The 18,520-nt window shown below is 68.6% G+C and carries 15 protein-coding genes; 7 read left to right on the top strand and 8 right to left on the bottom strand.

Annotated elements, in window-relative coordinates; translation table 11 throughout:
- Positions 1-35 precede the first annotated feature (35 nt).
- Together JRI60_RS35310 and JRI60_RS35305 are read right to left on the bottom strand one after the other, a co-directional pair.
- Positions 36-1,166: a hypothetical protein gene (locus JRI60_RS35310; RefSeq protein ID WP_204220323.1), complete on the bottom strand. Its 1,131-nt coding sequence runs from the start codon at positions 1,164-1,166 to the stop codon at positions 36-38.
- Between the two features lie 243 nt (positions 1,167-1,409).
- On the bottom strand, positions 1,410-1,655 hold the full coding sequence (locus tag JRI60_RS35305; protein WP_204220322.1) for an integrin alpha: 246 nt from the start codon (positions 1,653-1,655) through the stop codon (positions 1,410-1,412).
- A gap of 70 nt (positions 1,656-1,725) precedes the next feature.
- On the opposite strand from JRI60_RS35305, the gene JRI60_RS35300 reads away from it, so the two are divergent.
- A complete protein-coding gene (locus JRI60_RS35300; RefSeq protein WP_204220321.1) occupies positions 1,726-2,907 on the top strand; it encodes a hypothetical protein in 1,182 nt (393 codons plus the stop codon).
- A gap of 54 nt (positions 2,908-2,961) precedes the next feature.
- On the opposite strand, the gene JRI60_RS35295 is transcribed toward JRI60_RS35300, so the two are convergent.
- Positions 2,962-3,555: a transglutaminase domain-containing protein gene (locus JRI60_RS35295; protein ID WP_204220320.1), complete on the bottom strand. Its 594-nt coding sequence runs from the start codon at positions 3,553-3,555 to the stop codon at positions 2,962-2,964.
- Positions 3,556-3,865: 310 nt separating this feature from the next.
- Between JRI60_RS35295 and JRI60_RS35290 the strand changes: the two genes are divergently transcribed.
- A complete protein-coding gene (locus tag JRI60_RS35290; protein ID WP_204220319.1) occupies positions 3,866-4,645 on the top strand; it encodes a matrixin family metalloprotease in 780 nt (259 codons plus the stop codon).
- Here the strand turns inward: JRI60_RS35290 and JRI60_RS35285 are convergent.
- Positions 4,642-5,097 carry a MarR family winged helix-turn-helix transcriptional regulator gene (locus JRI60_RS35285; RefSeq protein ID WP_204220318.1) on the bottom strand — a complete coding sequence of 152 codons (456 nt, stop codon included), beginning with the start codon at positions 5,095-5,097 and terminating at the stop codon, positions 4,642-4,644. The two genes, JRI60_RS35290 and JRI60_RS35285, sit on opposite strands and share 4 nt — an antisense overlap.
- Positions 5,098-5,149: 52 nt before the next feature.
- Here JRI60_RS35285 and JRI60_RS35280 point away from each other — a divergent pair, with 52 nt between their 5' ends.
- The 4 genes from JRI60_RS35280 (at position 5,150) to JRI60_RS35265 (ending at position 9,642) form a co-directional block, all read left to right on the top strand.
- Entirely contained in the window at positions 5,150-5,860 is a 711-nt protein-coding gene (locus JRI60_RS35280; RefSeq protein ID WP_204220317.1) for a VOC family protein, read from the top strand.
- A gap of 421 nt (positions 5,861-6,281) precedes the next feature.
- A complete protein-coding gene (locus tag JRI60_RS35275; protein WP_204220316.1) occupies positions 6,282-8,201 on the top strand; it encodes an RICIN domain-containing protein in 1,920 nt (639 codons plus the stop codon).
- Between the two features lie 326 nt (positions 8,202-8,527).
- Positions 8,528-9,154, top strand: a complete 627-nt coding sequence (locus JRI60_RS35270) for a TetR/AcrR family transcriptional regulator (protein ID WP_204220315.1) — start codon at positions 8,528-8,530, stop codon at positions 9,152-9,154.
- A 2-nt stretch (positions 9,155-9,156) separates the two neighbouring features.
- A complete protein-coding gene (locus JRI60_RS35265) occupies positions 9,157-9,642 on the top strand; it encodes a VOC family protein (RefSeq protein WP_204220314.1) in 486 nt (161 codons plus the stop codon).
- Between the two features lie 71 nt (positions 9,643-9,713).
- Here the strand turns inward: JRI60_RS35265 and JRI60_RS35260 are convergent, their stop codons facing one another.
- The 4 genes from JRI60_RS35260 to JRI60_RS35245 form a co-directional block, all read right to left on the bottom strand.
- Entirely contained in the window at positions 9,714-10,601 is an 888-nt protein-coding gene (locus JRI60_RS35260) for an EamA family transporter (RefSeq protein WP_204220313.1), read from the bottom strand.
- Positions 10,602-10,739: 138 nt separating this feature from the next.
- Positions 10,740-13,421: a PQQ-dependent sugar dehydrogenase gene (locus JRI60_RS35255; RefSeq protein WP_204220312.1), complete on the bottom strand. Its 2,682-nt coding sequence runs from the start codon at positions 13,419-13,421 to the stop codon at positions 10,740-10,742.
- A 36-nt stretch (positions 13,422-13,457) separates the two neighbouring features.
- Positions 13,458-14,351, bottom strand: coding sequence for an RNA polymerase subunit sigma-70 (locus tag JRI60_RS35250; protein WP_204220311.1), 894 nt, complete (start codon positions 14,349-14,351; stop codon positions 13,458-13,460).
- A complete protein-coding gene (locus tag JRI60_RS35245; RefSeq protein WP_204220310.1) occupies positions 14,348-17,452 on the bottom strand; it encodes a tetratricopeptide repeat protein in 3,105 nt (1,034 codons plus the stop codon). Before JRI60_RS35245 ends, JRI60_RS35250 begins: the two co-directional genes overlap by 4 nt.
- A gap of 231 nt (positions 17,453-17,683) precedes the next feature.
- On the opposite strand from JRI60_RS35245, the gene JRI60_RS35240 reads away from it, so the two are divergent.
- Positions 17,684-18,313, top strand: coding sequence for a CHAP domain-containing protein (locus JRI60_RS35240; RefSeq protein ID WP_204220309.1), 630 nt, complete (start codon positions 17,684-17,686; stop codon positions 18,311-18,313).
- Positions 18,314-18,520 lie beyond the last annotated feature (207 nt).

The following is an 18,520-nucleotide window of genomic DNA, read 5'->3' as shown; positions in this document are numbered from 1 at the left end:
CGTTGCCCGGAGTGCTGGAGCTCAGGGGCGTGTCATTACTTGCCGAAAGCCTTCGCGAAGAACTCCTCGAACCGCGACTTCTCGGGCTCCACCACGCCCACGGGCGTGGCCACGCCGGAGGCGCTGGCGAGGCTGGGGCGCAGGCCCGCCGCGATGCCGGGCTTGATGTGGTGGCGCAGGTCGACCGCGACGTCCGTCTTGAGGTGGGTGCCCACGCCCGCCGCCGTGTTGACGTCCGCGGAGTGCTTGAAGAAGCCGTTCTCCAGGCCGATCTTCCCGCCCGCCTGGGCGGCCACGCCCGCCACCGCGCCCGCGGTGACCGAGCCGTGCAGCCGGCCCAGGTGCCCGCCCGCCGTGCCATACGCTCCCGCCGTGGCGGCCGCGCCCACCTGGCCCGAGAGCAGCGCCGTGGCGTTCCTCGGATCCAGGGAAGCCACTCCCTCGGCGTAGGCGGTGGCCGAGGCCCTGCCCTCGCCCTTGATGTACGCGCCCGCATGCCGGTTGAAGTCGTGGCTCGCGCTCGCCGTGACGCCCACGCCCGTCTCCGCCTTGGCCGTCAGCGCGGCCGTGTACGCGTGGCCCTTCGTATCCGCCGAGACGCCCGCCTGGGCCTGTGCCTTGAAGGAGGTGGCATCGGCGGTGAGCTGGCCGCTGGTCACGCCCAGACGGCCCGCGTGAGCCCTCTGCCACTCGTAGGAGGCCTGGGGCCCGTTGAGCTCGGCCTGGGCCGAGTAGTGGTACAGGCCACCGCTGTTGTGGGTCGTGGTGGAGGCCTGCATCGAGCCCAGGTTGCCATTCACCCTGCCGCCGAAGACGTCCTTCTGGAAGGGGTTGCCCGGCCTGTCGATGAGCATGTTCTGCGTGGCGCCCGCGGGAGCCGTGAGCTTGTTGTCGCCGCCGCTCACCATCAGATTCGAGGCCGCGCCCGTGCTCTTCTCCCAGGGGCTGTACGAGGGGGCGCCCTCGGGCGCGCCCGGGTGCTTCACGGGCCTGGACTGGGGGGCAACCGGTGCGCTCGCGGCGGGGGGGGTCGCGGCGGGCCGGGTGCCCGTCGGGGGAGTCGCCGAGGACGGCAGCGTGGAGGCGCGGGTCGGAGGCTTGGGCTGGAACGTCTTGGGCGTGGGCAGGGTCGCGGAGCGGGACAGGGAGGGGCGGATGCGGGCCATGGGAGGCTCCTCGGGAGGTGCGGCGAGGGGGGGGGTGCGGAGAAGTGTTGTCCTGTCCTTCTGCACCCGACATGCCATGTCCATGTCGCACTCCATGGACGGGGAGCCTCCGTGGTTTCAAGGAGTTAAGGGGAGGGGGAGCGAGGGAGGAGCGTAGGGGTGGTGACTGTGCTCACCAGCCTCGAGACAGCTGTCACCACCTCGAGCGCGATTCCATGGACGCTCGGACTCACCGTCCCATCGTTACAGCAGGCTCGGCCGGGACCACTCCGCGTCGAAGGCGAAGTGGTCGCGCCACAGCCACAGCCAGCTGTTCTGGGCGAAGCGGGTGCCGTCCGACAGCGAGACGAAGACGTCGCCCGTCGTGCCCCGGGTGAAGGTGATCACGTCGTCGCGCCCATCGCCGTTGAAGTCACCGACGCCCGCCATATCGGAGCCGACGGCGACGAGGCGGGCCGCGTCATCACCCATCCAAGCGAAGCCTGTCATACTGGGAGCTGTACCCGCCCACCCCCCAGAAGACTCCTTCAAGTGACGCGTCGCGCAGAGGGCATCCAGCATGAGTATCGGGTCGAGCAAGCTGCCTCCTCAGGCCGCGATTCCACGGCCGGGCTCCTCGGTTCGAGGCCCTCAGCAACAACCCCAGAAGGAGCCCGCCAGGCCAGACGCCGGTAAGTCCGCCCCGCGGTCTGGGGGCACCTCGGCGAAGTCCCAGGCCAAGGGGAAGGGCGACACCGCCGGGGGCTTGCAGGGCCATCAGGGGCTGACAACCGGCGGTTCCCAGTCAGCCAGGGAGGGCGGATTCGACAGCCCGCGGGACCCACGTGCGTTTCCGGACAAGGCCGGGCTCGAGCGCCTCCAGGGCGAGGCCGCGCGTCCCGCTCCTCGAGGCCCGGAGCTCCCCTCCCGAGAGGCGCCACCCGTCGCTCCGGAGCTCCCCCAGCAACGCAAGACGACGGATCGCGAGAGCTCTCCCGCGGGGCGTCCCCTGCCGGATGGCCGCGCGAAGCTGCGCGCCCTCGTGATGGATCGACTCCTCGCCGGTATGAAGGATGCTCACGATCGGCTGGCCACCTTCGCGCAGAACCCGGGCCGCTTGGGGGTCGCCAACCTGAACATGGTGCTCGCCGAGAGCGCCTTCACCTATGCCCCCTGGATGGAGGCGAGCTCCCTCCCCGCGCGCAGGGTGGGCATGGCCAACCTCCTGGGCGTCCCACAGTCCACGAGCGATGCCGCGCTCCTGCGCGAGTTGATGGGGGAGATCCACCAGGGCTTCGTGGAGTTCCAGGCCAGCAAGCCCGGGCTCGAAGCCCGGCGGCGGTACGACGAGGTGCTGCAGCGCTATGAGACGATGCAGGTGCAGCCGGTCGTGCCTGGACACGACACAGGCCCCATGCTGGCCGAGCTCCAGCGGCTGGGAATCGCCCACGAGCTGAGCTTCACCCGCTCGCTGATCTTGCACCCGCTGCTCCTGGCGGTGGGGCTCACCCCGGATGAGGGCTCGGACACCCAGGTCATGGTCGCCGGACTGACCCTGGAAGAGCTCGGCTCGCTCGTTGCCCACATGCGCCGCCTCAACCCCCGGCTCACCAACAAGCTCGTGCGCCAGTTGCTGCTCCTCGCGACCACGGACAAGACGCGAGGCATCCGCAAAGGTCTGGGGGGTTCCGGTGTGAAGGATGTGCAGGAGCTGGCGCGCCAGCTGCTGCGGCTCCAGGTCACCCATCACCTCGTCGTCTGAGGTTTCAACCCGAGCGAGGGAATCACTCCTCTCCGGTGCCGCGACGGGGAGCTGTCAGCGCGACTCGCCCAGCGCGGTGATGCACGCCTCGCGCACACGCCAGATCCGCTCGGCGTCCAGCCTCCGTCGGGCCGCCCAGTCCCGGATGAAGGCACGGTGCCTCTCCTCCTTGGGGGCGCCGATGTCCTCCGGCTCGAGCTGTACCTCGACGAAGAAGCAGGCCACGGCGGCGGTGGACTCGGCGGCTGGCATCTTGCGCGTGAGATCCACGCGGCGCTCGCGCACGACCAGGTAGCAGTGCACCTCGGGGATGCCCGACAGCCCCTCGCGCTCCAGAATGGCTCCCACCCCCGGTGTGTTGCGCTCGTGCATATCGTAGATGCCGAGCATCAGCTTGACGGGCTGTCCGTGCGCGCGCGCCAGGGCGGCCAGGAGGGCGTGCTTGGTGCTGCAGGTGCCTCGCCCTTCCGACAGGACGAGGTGGAAGTCCGCCCGGTCCGAGTTGCGCCCGTAGGGCAGCTCCCAGACATGCCGCGCCGCGTCCACGAACCTCCGCAACCCGAGCGCGAGGAAGCCCCGGGCCAGAGGCTCGTGCTCGGAGAGCGGGAAGTCGGGGAGCGTCAGCAGGGGGCTGAGAGACGTCCGCATGGACCTCAAGATACATCATACATCGCGCGGCGGCATGACACTCCCCCAAGCGGGAGCTGCCGCGAACACCTTTTCCTCCGTGGGTGTTCCGGCAAGTTTTTTCGGCTCCGCGTGGGACGCGCGCCACGTTTTCACTTGACCGACCACTCGGCGTTGATCATCCGCGGTCAGGTGGAGTCCACGCGCTTCGACGTCGTCCGCACCTACGCGCAGGCCAAGTCGGAGGGGCAGCCCTCCGGACCGGAGAGCGGCATCTACAGCGACCTTCCGGACGCCGCAAGGGGGCACCGAGCCCCTGGCCGCGCGCTCCATGACGGGCGTCTACTCCGTGACCGGTGGACCGCTGGGCCGGGTCCTGGTGAAAGACGACCTCGTCCAGGGCGCGAGCTCGCCGCGTCACGCCACCGCGATCGAAGCGCACGTAGGCGAGCCGGTCGACGCGCTGCTCGATCGGGTCGAGGCACGCGCACGGGCCGTCCAGTACCTGGGCCCCGACGAGCGCGAGGAGCCCGTGTTGAAAGCAGCCTCCCAGGGGCCGACCGCCCATGCCTGGTGCGGGGTCCAGTTCTTCGGCTACAAGTGGTGCCGGAGGCCCACGAACGTCACCTACACGGACTACACGAGCACGCGTTGGCCGGTCGGCGACGCCATGAACGCGTGGATGTACACGAACGTCTCGAACAGCTTGTATCTCTACTGGCGTTCCAGCGGCGCCTCCGACGTCACGGTCTACGAGGGCGCGTACGGCTACACCGGCTGGTACGCATACACCTGGAACTCCTGGTCGGGCTCCTGCATGACCGGAAGCACCGTGAAGCTGAACAACACGTACTACACGGGCACGCACTACGCGAAGACCGTCGCAATCCACGAGATCGGGCACACCCTGGGCATCGCCCACCACACGGACTGCAACTCGATCATGTACACGGACCCCACCAGGTGTACGGCCGCCATCACGTCCTGCGACGCGCAGGCGGCGGCGCAGCTCTACCCGTGCAGTTCCAAGCGCGCCTCCCGGCCTGTCGCCGCGGAGGCGCGCGCGTCCAGTGGGCTCAGTAACAAAGAAGGGCCGAGCGTCGGTATCTAGTCCCGGTCGGTGGAGCTGAGCGCGTCGGCGCACTGGGAGAGCAGACCGGCGATTCGCGCCGCTTCCGCCGTGCCCACGGACGAGATCATGACGTGCTCGACCTCGTGGACGATCCGATGCGCCCGTGCGAGCACCTTCTGCCCGTGGGAGGTCAGCTCGCTGCGCAGGATGCGACCATGCTCGGGGTCCGCCTGCCGGACGAGAAGCCCGTCGCGTTCCAGGTTGGCGAGGATCCCCTGCATCGTCTGCGGCGTGACGAAGGCGGCGCGCGCCAGGCGGGCGTTCGAGATACCGGCCTCGAGCTCGACCGCCGAGAGGACCGCGTACTGAGGCGAGGTCAGCCCGAGGGGTCGCAGCGCATCGTCCATTCGCGTGCGCAAGGCATGCTGCGCTCGCTTGAGTGCATAGCCGAGCCGCCTGGCCATCGGATCCGGCATCGAAGCAGTTGACATATCAGGTTCCTTACATGATATCAGTCCCCTGATATTAACGGAGGAACGACCCATGACCAAGCTGATTGGACCCGACTTCATCGCGCTCCAGGTCCGTGACCTGGAAGCGTCCCGGCGCTTCTACACTGAGCACCTCGGGCTCACCCCGGTCCCCCACGGCCCGCCCGACGCGGTCGTGTTCGACACCCACCCCATCCCCTTCGCGATCCGCCGACCGCTGGTCGACCTCGCGCTCGTTGACCGGCTCGGGTGGGGCCTGTCGCTCTGGCTCGCGAGCGACGATGCCGACGGCCTGCATGAGCGGTTGGTGGGCGCGAGGGTGCCGATTCTCGCGCCTCCCGCGAATGGACCGTTCGGCCGCTTCTTCAGCTTCCGCGACCCGGATGGCTATGCCATCACGGTCCACACGGCACGCCAGGAGAGCCAGCGCACGACGCTCGACCCGAGCGCCGGCCACCTGACGCTGATCAACACCTTCACGGTCGCGCCGGAGCGGGCGGACGAGCTCCTGGCGCTCCTGTCCAGGGCGACCGAGGAGACCATGCGCCACCTGCCCGGCTTCATCTCCGCCAATCTGCATGTCAGCGGAGACCGCCGCCACATCGCCAACTATGCCCAGTGGCGCAGCCGCGTGGACTACGAGGCCATGCTCAAGAGCCCCGAGGCGCGGGTCCACATGCGAGAGGCAGCCGAGATCGCCCAGTCATTCGAACCCGTGTTTTATGAGCTGCGCCAGTCGCACGCGCCTGGAAGGGCGCCTTGACCCACCCCAACTGGGCTTGCCCCGGTTGCGTGGCTCTCCCGCGGTGTGTGTGAATCCTGGGCACATACGGATGGCGGCAAGTCCTCAAGCGGGAGTTGAGGCGCAAGCCGTTTCAGCGCGAGCGCGAACCCGCTTGTCCGGAAGTGAACGGGCTCGAGAAGCAGCACCGGTGACGCACCGCACCGCATGAATGTCGATGCCGCAATGCGTTGCATGTCTGATGCGGCGCGTTGCCGGAATCATCTGGATTCAGCGTCTTGGCCATCGGTATCATGTTAGCGCTCACATCCCTGGCCGCTGGCTGGCCCGAGGGACCGCGCGGAGGTTCTCCGCTCCAGTTGTGAGCGCTCACATCTCCAGCCGTTGCCGCGCCCAGACGTCTTCTCCTGTCGTCGAACGTCAACGAAAGGTAGGAACCCAGATGGCTTCGTCATCCGTCACGAGGCGACTCGCGCTCGCATCCGAAGGAGTCGTCAGCAGGATTTGCGCTCCGCTGCTCTGCCTGGCACTCGTTGCCCTTCCTGTCTCGAGAGCCCATGCCACGGGGGAGCTCACGTTCCTCAACCCGCTGCTGGAGAATGGAGCGGACCCCTGGTTGCAGTACCACAACGGCAACTACTACCTGGCAACCACGACGTGGAACTCCCAGGTGGTGATGCGCAAGGCTCCGACGCTCGCGGGCCTGCGTACCGCGGCCCCCGTCAACGTGTGGTCGGACACGACCGCGGACCGGTGTTGCAGCCACTGGGCGCCAGAGTTCCACCGGCTCACCGGGCCCAACGGCACCCGCTGGTACTACATGTACAGCTCGGGCCGCAGTGGCACCCTCGACTACCAACACCTCACCGTGCTGGAGAGCGCTGGCGATGACCCGATGGGCCCGTATTCGCTCAAGGGTTCGCCGATGGAGACGACCTGGAACATCGACGGCTCCTACCTGCAACTCAACGGGGCCCTCTATCTGCTCTGGTCGAAATGGGAAGGTCCGGATCAGAGCCTGTGGATCGCGCGGATGACCAATCCATGGACGATCACCGGCCCGAGAGTGAACATCTCCAAGCCTGTCTATAGCTGGGAGATCGAGGGCGGCAGGACCAACGAGGGCCCGGAGGTGTTGCAGCGCAATGGACAGACGTTCATCGTGTTCTCGGCCAGCTCCTGCAACACCCCGTACTACAAGCTGGGCCTGTTGACCCTCACCGGGAGCGATCCGCTCAGCGCCTCGTCGTGGACCAAGTCTCCCACCCCTGTGTTCCAGGCCGCCAACGGCGTCTACGGTCCGGGCCACAATGGGTTCTTCACCTCACCCGATGGCAGGGAGAACTGGATCGTCTACCACGGCAATGCGAGCTCCAGCCAGGGCTGTGGCTCGACACGGTCCACCCGGGCCCAGCCGTTCTCCTGGAACTCCAATGGCACGCCGTCCTTCGGCTCCCCCGTGTCGACCAGCACCGCGCTGGCCGTGCCATCGGGGGAACACGGACCGATCACCACCGCGGTTCGAGGTGCGGCGTACCAGCTGGTCAACCGCAACAGTGGCCTGTGCGCGGGAGTAACCGGTAGCTCCGGCTCGGACGGGGCCGACGTGGCACAGTACGCCTGCGGCACGACCTCCACCGAGTGGGTGCTCGATCCCACCGCGGACGGCTACTACCGGCTGGTCAACCGCTCCAGCAACAAGGTGCTGGATGTGGCGGATTGTGGCACCGGCGACGGCACCAACGTGCGCCAGTGGGCCTGGTTGAACAATGCCTGCCAGCAATGGCAGGTCATCTCCACCACGGAAGGCTGGTTCCGGCTGCAGAACCGCCACAGCGGCAAGGCGCTCGACGTCGCCAGCTGCGGCACCGCCAGTGGTACCGACATCCGTCAATGGGGCTGGCTGGGCAACAACTGTCAGCAGTGGCGGCTGCAGCCGGTGGGCAATCTGGCGATCGTCAGCGCGCAGAGTGGCAAGGTGCTCGACGTCGCCAACTGCTCCACCGCCAGCGGCTCCGACGTGCGTCAATGGCCCTGGCTCAACACCGCCTGCCAGAAGTGGACCTTCAAGCACACCGACAACGGCTTCTACCAGATCGTGCCGACCCACGCCGCCAGCACCTGCCTCGCGGTCAGCGGCGGCTCCACCGCGGATGGCGCCAACATCGACCAGGGCAGCTGCTCGGGCACCCAGAGTCAATGGCGCGTCGATTTCCTCGCCGATGGCGCGGTGCGCCTGGTCGCGCGGCACAGCGGCAAGGTCGTTGACCTGGCCAACTGTGGCCTCGACGACGGCACCAACATCGCTCAGTGGAGCTGGTTGGACAACATCTGCCAACGCTTCCACTTGAGGGCGCCGTAGCCGTAGGAGCGTCAGCCTCTACAAGGCGCTCGGCGGGGGATGGCTGGAGAACACACCGCCGCCGGGGACGAGCGCGGGCGGGTAGGTCGCTGCCGGACCCGCGCCGGAGCCTGCTTCCGTCTCCCAGGGGCTCGTGCGCCAGACCCGAGCCGGCTCCAGGCCGACAGGGCGAGCAGGCTCCAGAGCGCGCTCATCCCGGGCGGGAAGTCTGCCCCAAGCCCTCGCCAGGCAGGATGTCTCCCACCCGTACGGTCCCCTCGGTGGTGCCTTCGCAGGTGGGTTGACAACATACCCACTGGTTGGTACATCCAAACCAACCAGTCGGTATGCTCATGGAACTCACGGATCCTCAACACCAGTCCAAGACGAAGTTCCTCGACGCGGCCCTGCAGGTCATCCGGACCAAGGGCTACACGGCGACGCGGATCGAGGACGTCTGCGCGGCCGCGGGCCTCACCAAGGGGAGCTTCTTCCATCACTTCAAGAGCAAGGAGGAGCTGGCGATCGCGGCGGCCGACCACTTCGCGGCGATGGCCGATCGCATGTTCGCCTCCGGGCCGTATCAGCGCGTGGCGGATCCGCGTGAGCGGCTGCTCAGCTACGTCGACTTCCGCATCGCCATCCTGCGGGGCGCGCTGCCTGACTTCACGTGCCTGCTCGGGATGATGGTCCAGGAGGCATACGACACGCATCCGGCAATCCGCGCCGCCTGTGACAAGCATCTCAGCGCGCATGCTTCGACGCTGGCGCGGGATATCGCCGAAGCCCGGGCGCGCTACGCGCCGGACGCACCGTGGACCCCGGAGAGCCTCGGGTTGTTCATGCAGACGGTCATCCAGGGCGCGTTCATCCTCGCCAAGGCGAAGCAGGGCCCTGACGTCGCGGCCGAGTCCTTGCGCCACCTGCGCCGATATCTCGAAACGCAGCTCACACCCCGCCGCAAAGGAGCATGACCATGGCAACGCCCCAGAAGATCACGCCGTTCTTGTGGTTCAACCAGGAGGCTGAGGAGGCTGCGAATCTCTACATCTCGCTCTTCGAGGATTCGAAGATCCTGAGCCTGTCTCGCTACGGTGACGCGGGACCGGGCCCCAAGGGTTCGGTCATGGTGGTCGACTTCCAGCTCGCGGGTCAGAGATTCCAGGCGTTGAACGGCGGCCCGCACTTCAAGTTCACCGAGGCCATCTCCCTGGCAGTGAGCTGTGACTCGCAGGAGGAGGTCGACAGGTTGTGGTCCAGGCTGACCGCGAACGGGGGCCAGGAGAGCCAGTGCGGCTGGCTCAAGGACAGGTTCGGCCTCTCCTGGCAGATCATCCCGTCCAGGTTCCAGCAGATGATGCAGGACAAGGACCCGAAGCGGACGCAGCGCGTGGTGCAGGCCATGCTCACCATGAAGAAGTTCGACATCGCGCGCCTCGAGGAGGCGTACGCGCAGAAGTAGCCCCCGGATGCGTCCAGGTGCCAGCTCGAGAGCGTTCTGGCACCAGTGTCCGCCCGCCGGTGGGAGCGAGCTCAGGCCTCCACCGGTGGAGACACGCGGCGCGCGGTGAGGGCGGCGCCCGCGGACGCGGCACTCACGAACACCAGCGCGAGCCACTGCGTCACGGTGAGTTGCTCGTGCAGGAACACCAGACCCGAGAGGGCCGCGGCCGCGGGCTCCAGGCTCATCAGGATGCCAAAGGTGCGGCTCGGGAGGACGCGCAGCGCCATCATCTCCAGCGTGAATGGCACCGCGCTGGAGAGGAGCGCGACGGCCAGACCCGCCGCGAACAGCGGAGGCGTGAGGCGCGCCGCGAGCCCCTCCGCGAACGAGAAGGGCAGTACCGTCAGGGACGCGAACAGCATTCCCGTCGCCACGCCCTGCGCTCCCTGGAACACCCTGGACGCGCGCCCACCGAGCACGATGTAGGCCGCCCAGCATCCACCCGCGAAGAGCGCCAGCAGCACTCCGAGCAGGTCGAGCGCGCCGACGCCACCGCGCCACGGGGTGATGAGGGCGATGCCAACCGCCGCGAGCAGCACCCACAGGAAGTCCGCGACGCGCCGCGACCCGAACACCGCGAGCGCGAGCGGCCCCACGAACTCCAGCGTGACGGCAAGCCCCAGCGGGATGCGTTGGAGCGCCGAGTAGAAACTCAGGTTCATCGCGCCGAGCACCACCCCATACGGGATGATCGCGCTCCACTGTGCGCGTGTGAGCCGCGCGAGCGGCGGACGGAACACCGCGAGCAGCAGGAGCGCGGACAGCCCGATGCGCATGCCCGCCGTGCCCGCCGAGCCGAGCGCCGGGAACAACTCCTTCGCGAAGGCGGCGCCGCCCTGCACGCTCACGACGGCGAGGATCACCGCGGGGATGGGGGGCAGGATCAAGGGTGGACGGGCCGCGGGTGCTTCACTCATGCGCGTTACCCTAACCGTCTCCCAGCGCCAATGCTCCATGCCTTCCACTTCATGCCAGGTCACGCTCGTGAGGAGTGATACCTGACGGGCCCGACGCGCGGCGCCGAAGGACCAGGCCCTCGGCGCTCGCGCCCTGAATCACTCCTCGCGCGCCCGCCTCCGCCGGAGCGCCAGTGCTCCCAGCGCCAGCCACGCGAGCGGCGCCACCGGAGCCGCACCGCAGCCGCAGCCCCCCACCTCGCCGGACGAAGGCGGCCGCGGCAGCTCGCAGCTGCCGTCACCGACGCACACCTTCACCTCGGTCTGGGCCCGCATCCCCGCGCTGTCCACCACGACGAAGCGCACCAGGTGCCCACCGGGCGCCAGCCCCGTGGTGTCCCAGCGGTTGGGCTCGCCGCCGAAGTAGAAGGGGTTGTCCGTGCGCGTGTCCGTGAATCGCAGCTCGCCGTCCACGTAGAACTCGGCGTGCGTGCAGCCCACGTCGTCCACGCAGTCGCCGAAGAACTCCGCCATGCCGCCGGACACGCGCTCTCCCTCCACGGGCCGCCTGAGGATGGCCTGCGGCCCCTCATCCGCCTTCACGGTGACGGTAAAGGACTGCTCCGCGTCCGGAGCCAGGCCGTTGCTCACCCGCACCGTCACCTCCACCGCGCCCGCCGCCGTGGGCGTCCAGGAGATGAGGCCGGTGGTCATGTCGATGCTCATCCCTTCCGGCGCCGTGCCCACCAGCGAGTACGTCGGCTCCGGCCGGGCCGTCGCCTGCACGTCGTAGCGGTAGGGACGGCCCACCACGACGGTGGTGATGGGCGTGGAGGAGATGACGGGAGCCAGCTCGTCATCCTGCTCGAGGGCCTCCACCGGGCGCGCATCCAGGCCCGGCGCGGCCACGGTGATGGTGGCGACACCGGCCAGGTTGTCCGGGTCCGATTCGGCCCGCAGCGTGACGGTCTTCGGGAGGTTCCAATTGGTGGGAGTGAACGCGAGCGTCGCCCCGCCCTGCAAGGTGATGTCGCCGTCGCCCAGCGTGCGCGCCACGGTGACGGTGACATTCCCGGTGGGCCGCTTGGACAGCGACACGTCGAAGGTCGCGGTGCCGTTCTCCGGAATGACCACCTGCGTGGAGGACAGCACCAGCCGGGGCTCGTTGTTGTCGATGGCGGTGACCACCACCGCCTCGTCCGCCAGTCCCGCCGACGTCACCGTGAAGGTGGCGGTGTCCGCGTCCGTGTCCGCGTCCGACGCCGCCGCGATCGTCACCACCCGGGGCACGCTCCAGTCCGTCGAGGAGAACGTGAGCGTGGCGTCGCTGGCGATGCTCAGATCATCGGAGCCGCCCATGGCCCGCGTCACCTGCACCGTGACGGGCGCGGAGGGGGCCTCGGCCAGCCGCACGGTGAAGACCGTGCGTCCGCCCTCCACCACGCGCGGGTTGAGCCCGGACACCACCAGCTTCTGTCCGAGCTCCGACGGGGTGATGCGGCGCACGATGCCGTCGGTGTACCCCAACGTGTACAGCGCGCCGTCAGGTCCCACGGCCATGTCAACGTGCGAGGCGAAGCCGGTGCCCCACTCGGCCACCGTCTCCACCGAGTTGTCCGCGGCCAGCGTGGCACGCGTCACCTGGCCGGAGCTGTAGTCGCCGAAGAAGTAGTTGCCGCGGAACTCGGGCGGGAAGAGCGTGGCGTCGTAGAAGGTGCCGCCGGTGATGGAGCTTCCCAGGACCTGCGTCGTCGCGGTGCCCCCGCCGCTGCTCGCATTGGGCAGCCCAGGCTGGGCCACGGTGAAGGTGGTGGCGTTGGGATCGTTGGGAACGCTGGCGACGTAGTGCGTGCCGTCGAAGCTCGCGTTACCCACACCCTTGAGGGTGAGCCGCTCGCCCTTGCGGAAGCCATGCCCCCCGATGGTGGTGAAGGTGGTGACGCCGCCGCTGCGTACCGCCCCGCCCGCCGTGAGGTTGCGTGTGTCGATGCCGTTGGTGCGGTACTTGATGACGGGCGGGATGTAATTATTGACGGGGGGCTGGTTGTTCTCGTAGGCGTCGTAGCCAGCATTGCTGCTCCTGTTCACGACGAAGACCTGCTCGTAGTTGGTGCCCACGCCGTTGATCCACAGCTTCCCGGTGGTCGGCTGGAACGTGAGGGTGAACGGGTTGCGGAAGCCGCACGCCCAGATGTACTCGTTGTTGGGGCCCACGCCATCGCTGAACGGGTTGTCGTTGATGGGCGTGCCGTCCAGGTTGGCGCGGCTCACCTTGGCCGCGAGCGACGTCAGGTCCGCGTTCACGCCAGTGCCATTGCCCAGGTCGCCAATGGCCCAGTAGAGCTTCCCGTCCGGCCCGAAGCCGATTCCTCCCCCGTTATGGTTGTTGCCCGTGGTGGGCAGCCGGGTGACGATCTCCGTGCGCGCGACGCCCGTCCCGTTGGCGTCGGTGTAGCGGACGATGCGCTGCTCGGAGGCGGAGACGGTGACGAAGAGGTAGACGTAGCGGTTGACCACGTAGTTCGGATCGAACGCGATGCCGATGACGCCACTCTCGCTGTTGGTGTGGACCTGGGGCTCCGTCGCGAACAGGCGCGTCACCAGCGTGCTGGTCCCCGGCTGCGTCTCCAGGACGCCGTCCTTCATCGTCACCACTCGCACCGGACCATTCTTGAGGGTGATGAACAGGCGGCCCGAGCCATCCGGCGCCCAGGCCATGCCCGTCGCGGGAGTCAGCGTGTTGGAGGAGTAGCTCGTTTCGGAGAAGCCGGCGGGTACCGTGGCCCACGCCGGCGAGCACAACAGCAGCAATGACAGGGATGTCAGGAGTGAGGGACGCATGACCCGGGACGCTAGCGCACTCGGAATGCCAGGGCTTCAGCCCAGCAGCCGGCGGATGCTGATATCCAGCTGGCTGCGCACCAACCCCAGGAGGCTCTCCATCGCGAGGCGGTCCTGCTTCAGCTGGGGGGCCAGCTCCGCATGGACGCGCTCGAGCAGCAGCTCGCGGGCACTGGCGACCTTGCGCGCCACGCCGGAGCGTGAGTCGCCGTACATCAGCGCGAGCCGATCCATGGTGAAGCCATGGAAGTGGTGCAGGCGCAGCAGGGCGCGCTCGTGCTCGGGCAGAGTCGCCACCGCCTTCCGGAGCACCTCGACGAGGAGCTGGCGCGCGTCCTCGCGGAGCAGCTCGTGCTCCGGGTTGCCCGAGGCCAGCATCCGCGCGAAGGCCTCCGGAGGCTCGTTGACGAGGAGCTCGCGCCCGTTGTGGCCCACCAGCTCGCCGGCGATGCGCCCGGCGGTGATGCTCACCCAGGTCAGCAGCGGCCCCCGGCCCCCGTAGCTCGCGATTTTCGGAGGTGCCTCCTCGCTGCCCACCAGCAGCCGCTCGCGGAGCACCTGCAGCACCTCCTCCAGCATGCTCGCTGACAACGCCCCGAGCCGGGCGGGGATGTGCCGGAGGATGTGCTGCTCGAAGGCCCGGAGGGCCGAGGTCTCCCCGGTGGCGCAGGCGCAAGCCAGATACAGGTCGGCGCCGTGGAGGATGCGCAGTACCTCCGAGGCCTTTCCCGCGGGCAGGTGCCGGGCCAGGTGCCGCACGAAGACCTCGACCGGGAGCCGCGACGTGGGCCATGCGTTCCGGGCCGCCTCGACGTGCTTGTGCAGCAGCGCCTCGAGTCCCTCCACGGCTTCCAGCTCCGCGCGTTGTGCCAGTGGTACGTGCTCCCGTAGCAGCGCCGCCAGGGCGCCTGTCTTTCGTTCCTCGCTCATCGTTTCCCCTCACGCCGCAACCAGTCCAGCACCTGCTGGAGCTCCGCCTGGCCTCGAACTCCCACGGACTCCAGCCGCTTCCGGGCCTCCTCGGCCATCGCGAGCGCACGCGCCCGGTCCGGGGCGGAGCGCGTTTCCACCAGCGCCCGGGCCAGCAGGAAGGCGGTACTCGCGGCGGTCGCCGGCTCCCGGGGCTCGCCCCATCGGGTCTGTATGCTCCGGGCGCGCTCGAGCAGCGGTACGGCTTTGTCCGCGGCGCCCAGCGCCAGGTGCGCCTTTCCGGCACAGGTCAGCGCGCTGGCACCGAGCATGGAGTCCGGACCATCGGCCTTCTCGATGACCTTCAGCGCACGCTCGCAGTACTCGAGTGCCTGCTTCGGAGCCTTGGTATCCAGGGCCAGCTCGGCCAGGGGGAGCAGCACCGATGCCGTGCCCGCCCCCTCCGGGCCCTGATCCTTCTCCATCCGCTTCAGTGCGTCCAACAGATCGCGCCGTGCCTCGGGGTAGCGGCCCGCGTTCATGTACATCTGTCCCCGGAACGTCAGGGGCATGGCGGCGCGCGGTGTGTCCGGGCCCAGCGAACGCTGGATGCGCTCCAGGGCCTGGGTGGCGAGGGCGAGCGCCTTGCCGTTCTGGCCTGTCTCGTCGGACAGGACCGCTTGCTCCAGGAGCACCTGGACGACGGTGAGGTGGTTGGGTCCACGGGCGCGCTCGAAGATGGAGCGCGCCCGCTCGAGCATGGACCACGCCTCGTCCGTCCGGCCCTCGACGCGCAGGTTCATGGCGAGGTTCAGGAGCAGGCCCGCGAGGACGGGGTTTTCCGGTACGGCGGACGCCTCCTGGAGGGCCAGGGCCGTGCGCCAGATGCCGATGGCCTCGGCGCGCCGGCCTACCTGCAGGTAGGCCGAGGCGACTCTGTTGTAGGAGGTCACGAGGGCCGGGTTGTCGGGGCCCAGCAGGCGCTTGCGCTGCTCGAGGGCCTGGAGGTGGAGCTCCAGCGCCTCATCGAAGCGGTTCTGGCGGAAGAGGATCCGGCCGAGTTCGTGGAGGAGGTTGGGTGTGCGGAGGCTGTCCGGGCCATTCCTCCTGCGCGAGAACTCCAGACCCTGGCGTGCCTCCTGCTCCGCCTCGGCCAGCTTGCCTTGCAGTTCCCACAGCGAGGCCAGACGTTGATGCAACTCCGTGGTGATTTCGGGGATGCGCTCCCTCCCCAGCCTCTCGACGGAGGCCCGGGCGTGCCGGATGAGCTTCTCCGCGTCCGCGGGGCGGGAGAGCTCCTCGCCCACCAGCCAGATGAGCTCCAGCCAGGCACGCGCCACGGTCTCGTCGTCACGCCCGGCCTCGGCGGCCCACACGGCCTGGTAGAGGACCTCCTCCGCCTCCTTCTGCTTGTTGGCTCCCCCGAGGAACTCGCCGTGAGCCAGGAGCACCTCCGCCTCCAGCGGCTTGTAGTCGAGCCCCTTCAGCTCCTCGAGGAGGGCCGACGTCACCGCGAGGCCTTCGGAGAACCGGCGCGCCACGAGGTGGGCCCGGGCCTGCGCCAGCTTGTGCCGCACCGCCTCCACCTGGGGGCGGAGGCTATCGGGCGGCTGCGGGCGGCTGGAGAGCCCGGGCGCGTCCCGGCAGCCGGTGAGCCCCTCGAGGGAGGCCGTCAGTTGGTGCGCGTTCTGCACTGTCAGCACGTCCGCCTTCTCCAGCACCTCGGTCACGGCGGCGAGCTGCCAGAGCCGCGCGTCGAGGCAGACGGCCGTCTGCCAGGAGGTGCCGTCCGCGGTGTCGCTGCCCGCGGCCACACAGGCCTCGGTCCGCAGCGTCCTCCATTGGGAGGCGTAGGCGTCCAGCGCCGTCGCGAGCCGCTCCCAGGCGGGAGGGGCGTAGGGGGCGCCCGTGGCGAGGAAGGCCGCACGCACCCGCTCGCGCCGCGCGGGGCTCCAGGCCGCCGCGAGCTTCTCCACCTCCTGCTCGCACCGCGCCTCGCGCCGATGCGTCACCCCGTAGGCCGCGATGGCCCCCAGCACTCCGGCCACGGTCGCCGTGGCCACCACCCGGGTGATCATCCGCCGGGGCGGGTCGAGGGCCGCCAGCAGGGACTCCATGGAGGGGAAGCGCTCTTCGGGCTCGGCTCTCAGCCCCCGGAGCACCGCGCGCCGCACCCAGGCGGGTACCTTCACCTCACGCCCGGGCGGACACACCCGGCCCTGTTGCACGGCCTCGGCCAGCTCCCTCAGGGTCTCTCCCTGGAAGGGACGCCCGCCGAAGAGGGCCTCGTAGAGCGCCACGCAGAAGCTGAACTCGTCCGAGCGTGCGTCCGCGCGCTGGCCTCGCAGCAATTCCGGGGCGAGGTATGCGGGCGTGCCCAGGACGAGGCCTGTCCGGGTGAGCCGGCTCATCGGATGAACAGGGGGCTCGGGGCTCGCTCGCGGAGAGGGGCCGTCCTCCTGGTGGAGCAGCCGGGCGATGCCGAAGTCCGTCACGTACACCCGGCCATCCCTTCCCATGAGGGCATTGGCGGGTTTGAAGTCGCGGTGCACCAGGCCCGCCGCGTGCGCGGCCGCCAGTCCCCGCCCGGCATCCAGGAAGACCCGCAGCACCTCCCTCCAGGGACGCGGCTCCTTCATCCACTCCGCCAGCGTGGTGCCTTCCACCAGCTCCATGGCCAGGAAGATGCCGTCCCCGTAGGTGCCCACGTCATAGAGGGTGACGACGTTGGGGTGGGAGAGCCGGGCCAGTGCCTGCGCCTCGCGCAGCAGCCGCTGCTGCAACTCCTGCCGGTGGTGCCCCTCGGGACGCAGCACCTTGAGGGCCACCCGGCGGCCCAGCTCCGGGTCATCCGCCGCGTACACCACCCCCATGGCCCCGGAGCCGATGCGCTCCCGCACCACGTACCGGGAGACCGTGGAGCCGGGGGACAGCAGCGGGGGGCGCTCCGCGTCGAGCGTCACCGAGGGGCTGGACAAGGCCCGAGCGCCATCACCCGCCGCCAGCACCCACTGGCAGTCAGCACAGTGCTCCACGTGCGCCAGGACGAGACTTCGGTGCTCCTCGGAGAGCAATCCGGCGAGGAAGTCACTCAGCGTCGTTTCTTGGGGGCACGCTTTCATTGGATGAGATTTTGAGAGGAATGGTTGTCTTCCAGCGAGACGGAGGCGAGGCACGGGAGCCACGCGAGCGGCCGAAGGCTTTTTTGGGACGCCGAAAAGGTCACTCCCTCTTTTACCCCCGAAAGCGCCAGGACAGCCCCTGGCCGCTTCACGAAGCGAGTGGATACGGGCGGCGACCGGGCCGCCCGCCGCACCCCCTGTCGTTCTTCACCCCAAGAAAGAGGAAGCACCATGGAGATCGCCGTTTCCGCCAAGAAGCACACCGTCACCCTCAAGCCGCTCCAGTCGTCCACCGCCAGCTCGACGGTAGGTCCAGCGAAGTCGGAGCAGAAGTCCAAGGAGAAGTCCAAGGGGTACTCGACCCGGGACACGTTCGTCGACGGCGCCAAGGAGACCAAGAAGACCTCCAGCGACAAGGACAAGAAGATCGACAAGCTCATCGACGCCGCCAAGGGGCAGATTGGCTACAAGGAGGGGCGCAACAACGGCAACAAGTTCACGAAGGAGATGACTGGCAAGAGTGGTCAGGCGTGGTGCGCGGACTTCGTGAGCTGGGCGGCGAAGGAGGCCGGTCTGTCGAAGCCGAAGTCTTCCCTCGCGCAGGGTATTGCCGATCAGCTCGAGGCCAAGGGCCAGTGGAAGGGACGCCACGATCCCAAGAAGGGCGACGCGGTCACCTTCCAGTGGGACGGAAACTCCAAGAAGCCAGCGGACCACGTCGGCATCGTGGAGAGGGTTTTCGAGAAGAACGGCAAGAAATACATCACGTATATCTCTGGCAACTCCAGCGACAGCGTCAGCCGGCGCACGATGCCTTGGAATGACAAGGCCATCATGGGTTACGGGTCGATGATCAAGTAGGGCTCTTCCCGCGGCTGACACACACGTATTGGAGTGCACCATGGCAAAGGTATCTCTTTCCCCGAAGCAGTCCGTAGCTCCCCCCAAGGTTCAGGAGACTCAACCTCCGGAGCCGAAGCCATCCAACAAGACCCGGGAAGCCAAGACGGGCGAGAAGCCCCCGCATCAGCGCGACGGGGTGGATCCTCCGGCTCCGGACTATTCCCA

The organism is Archangium violaceum, assembly GCF_016887565.1.
Lineage (GTDB): Bacteria > Myxococcota > Myxococcia > Myxococcales > Myxococcaceae > Archangium > Archangium violaceum_B.
The sequence above is the reverse complement of the archived record's forward strand: the minus strand, read 5'-3'. Positions and strand labels throughout refer to the sequence as shown.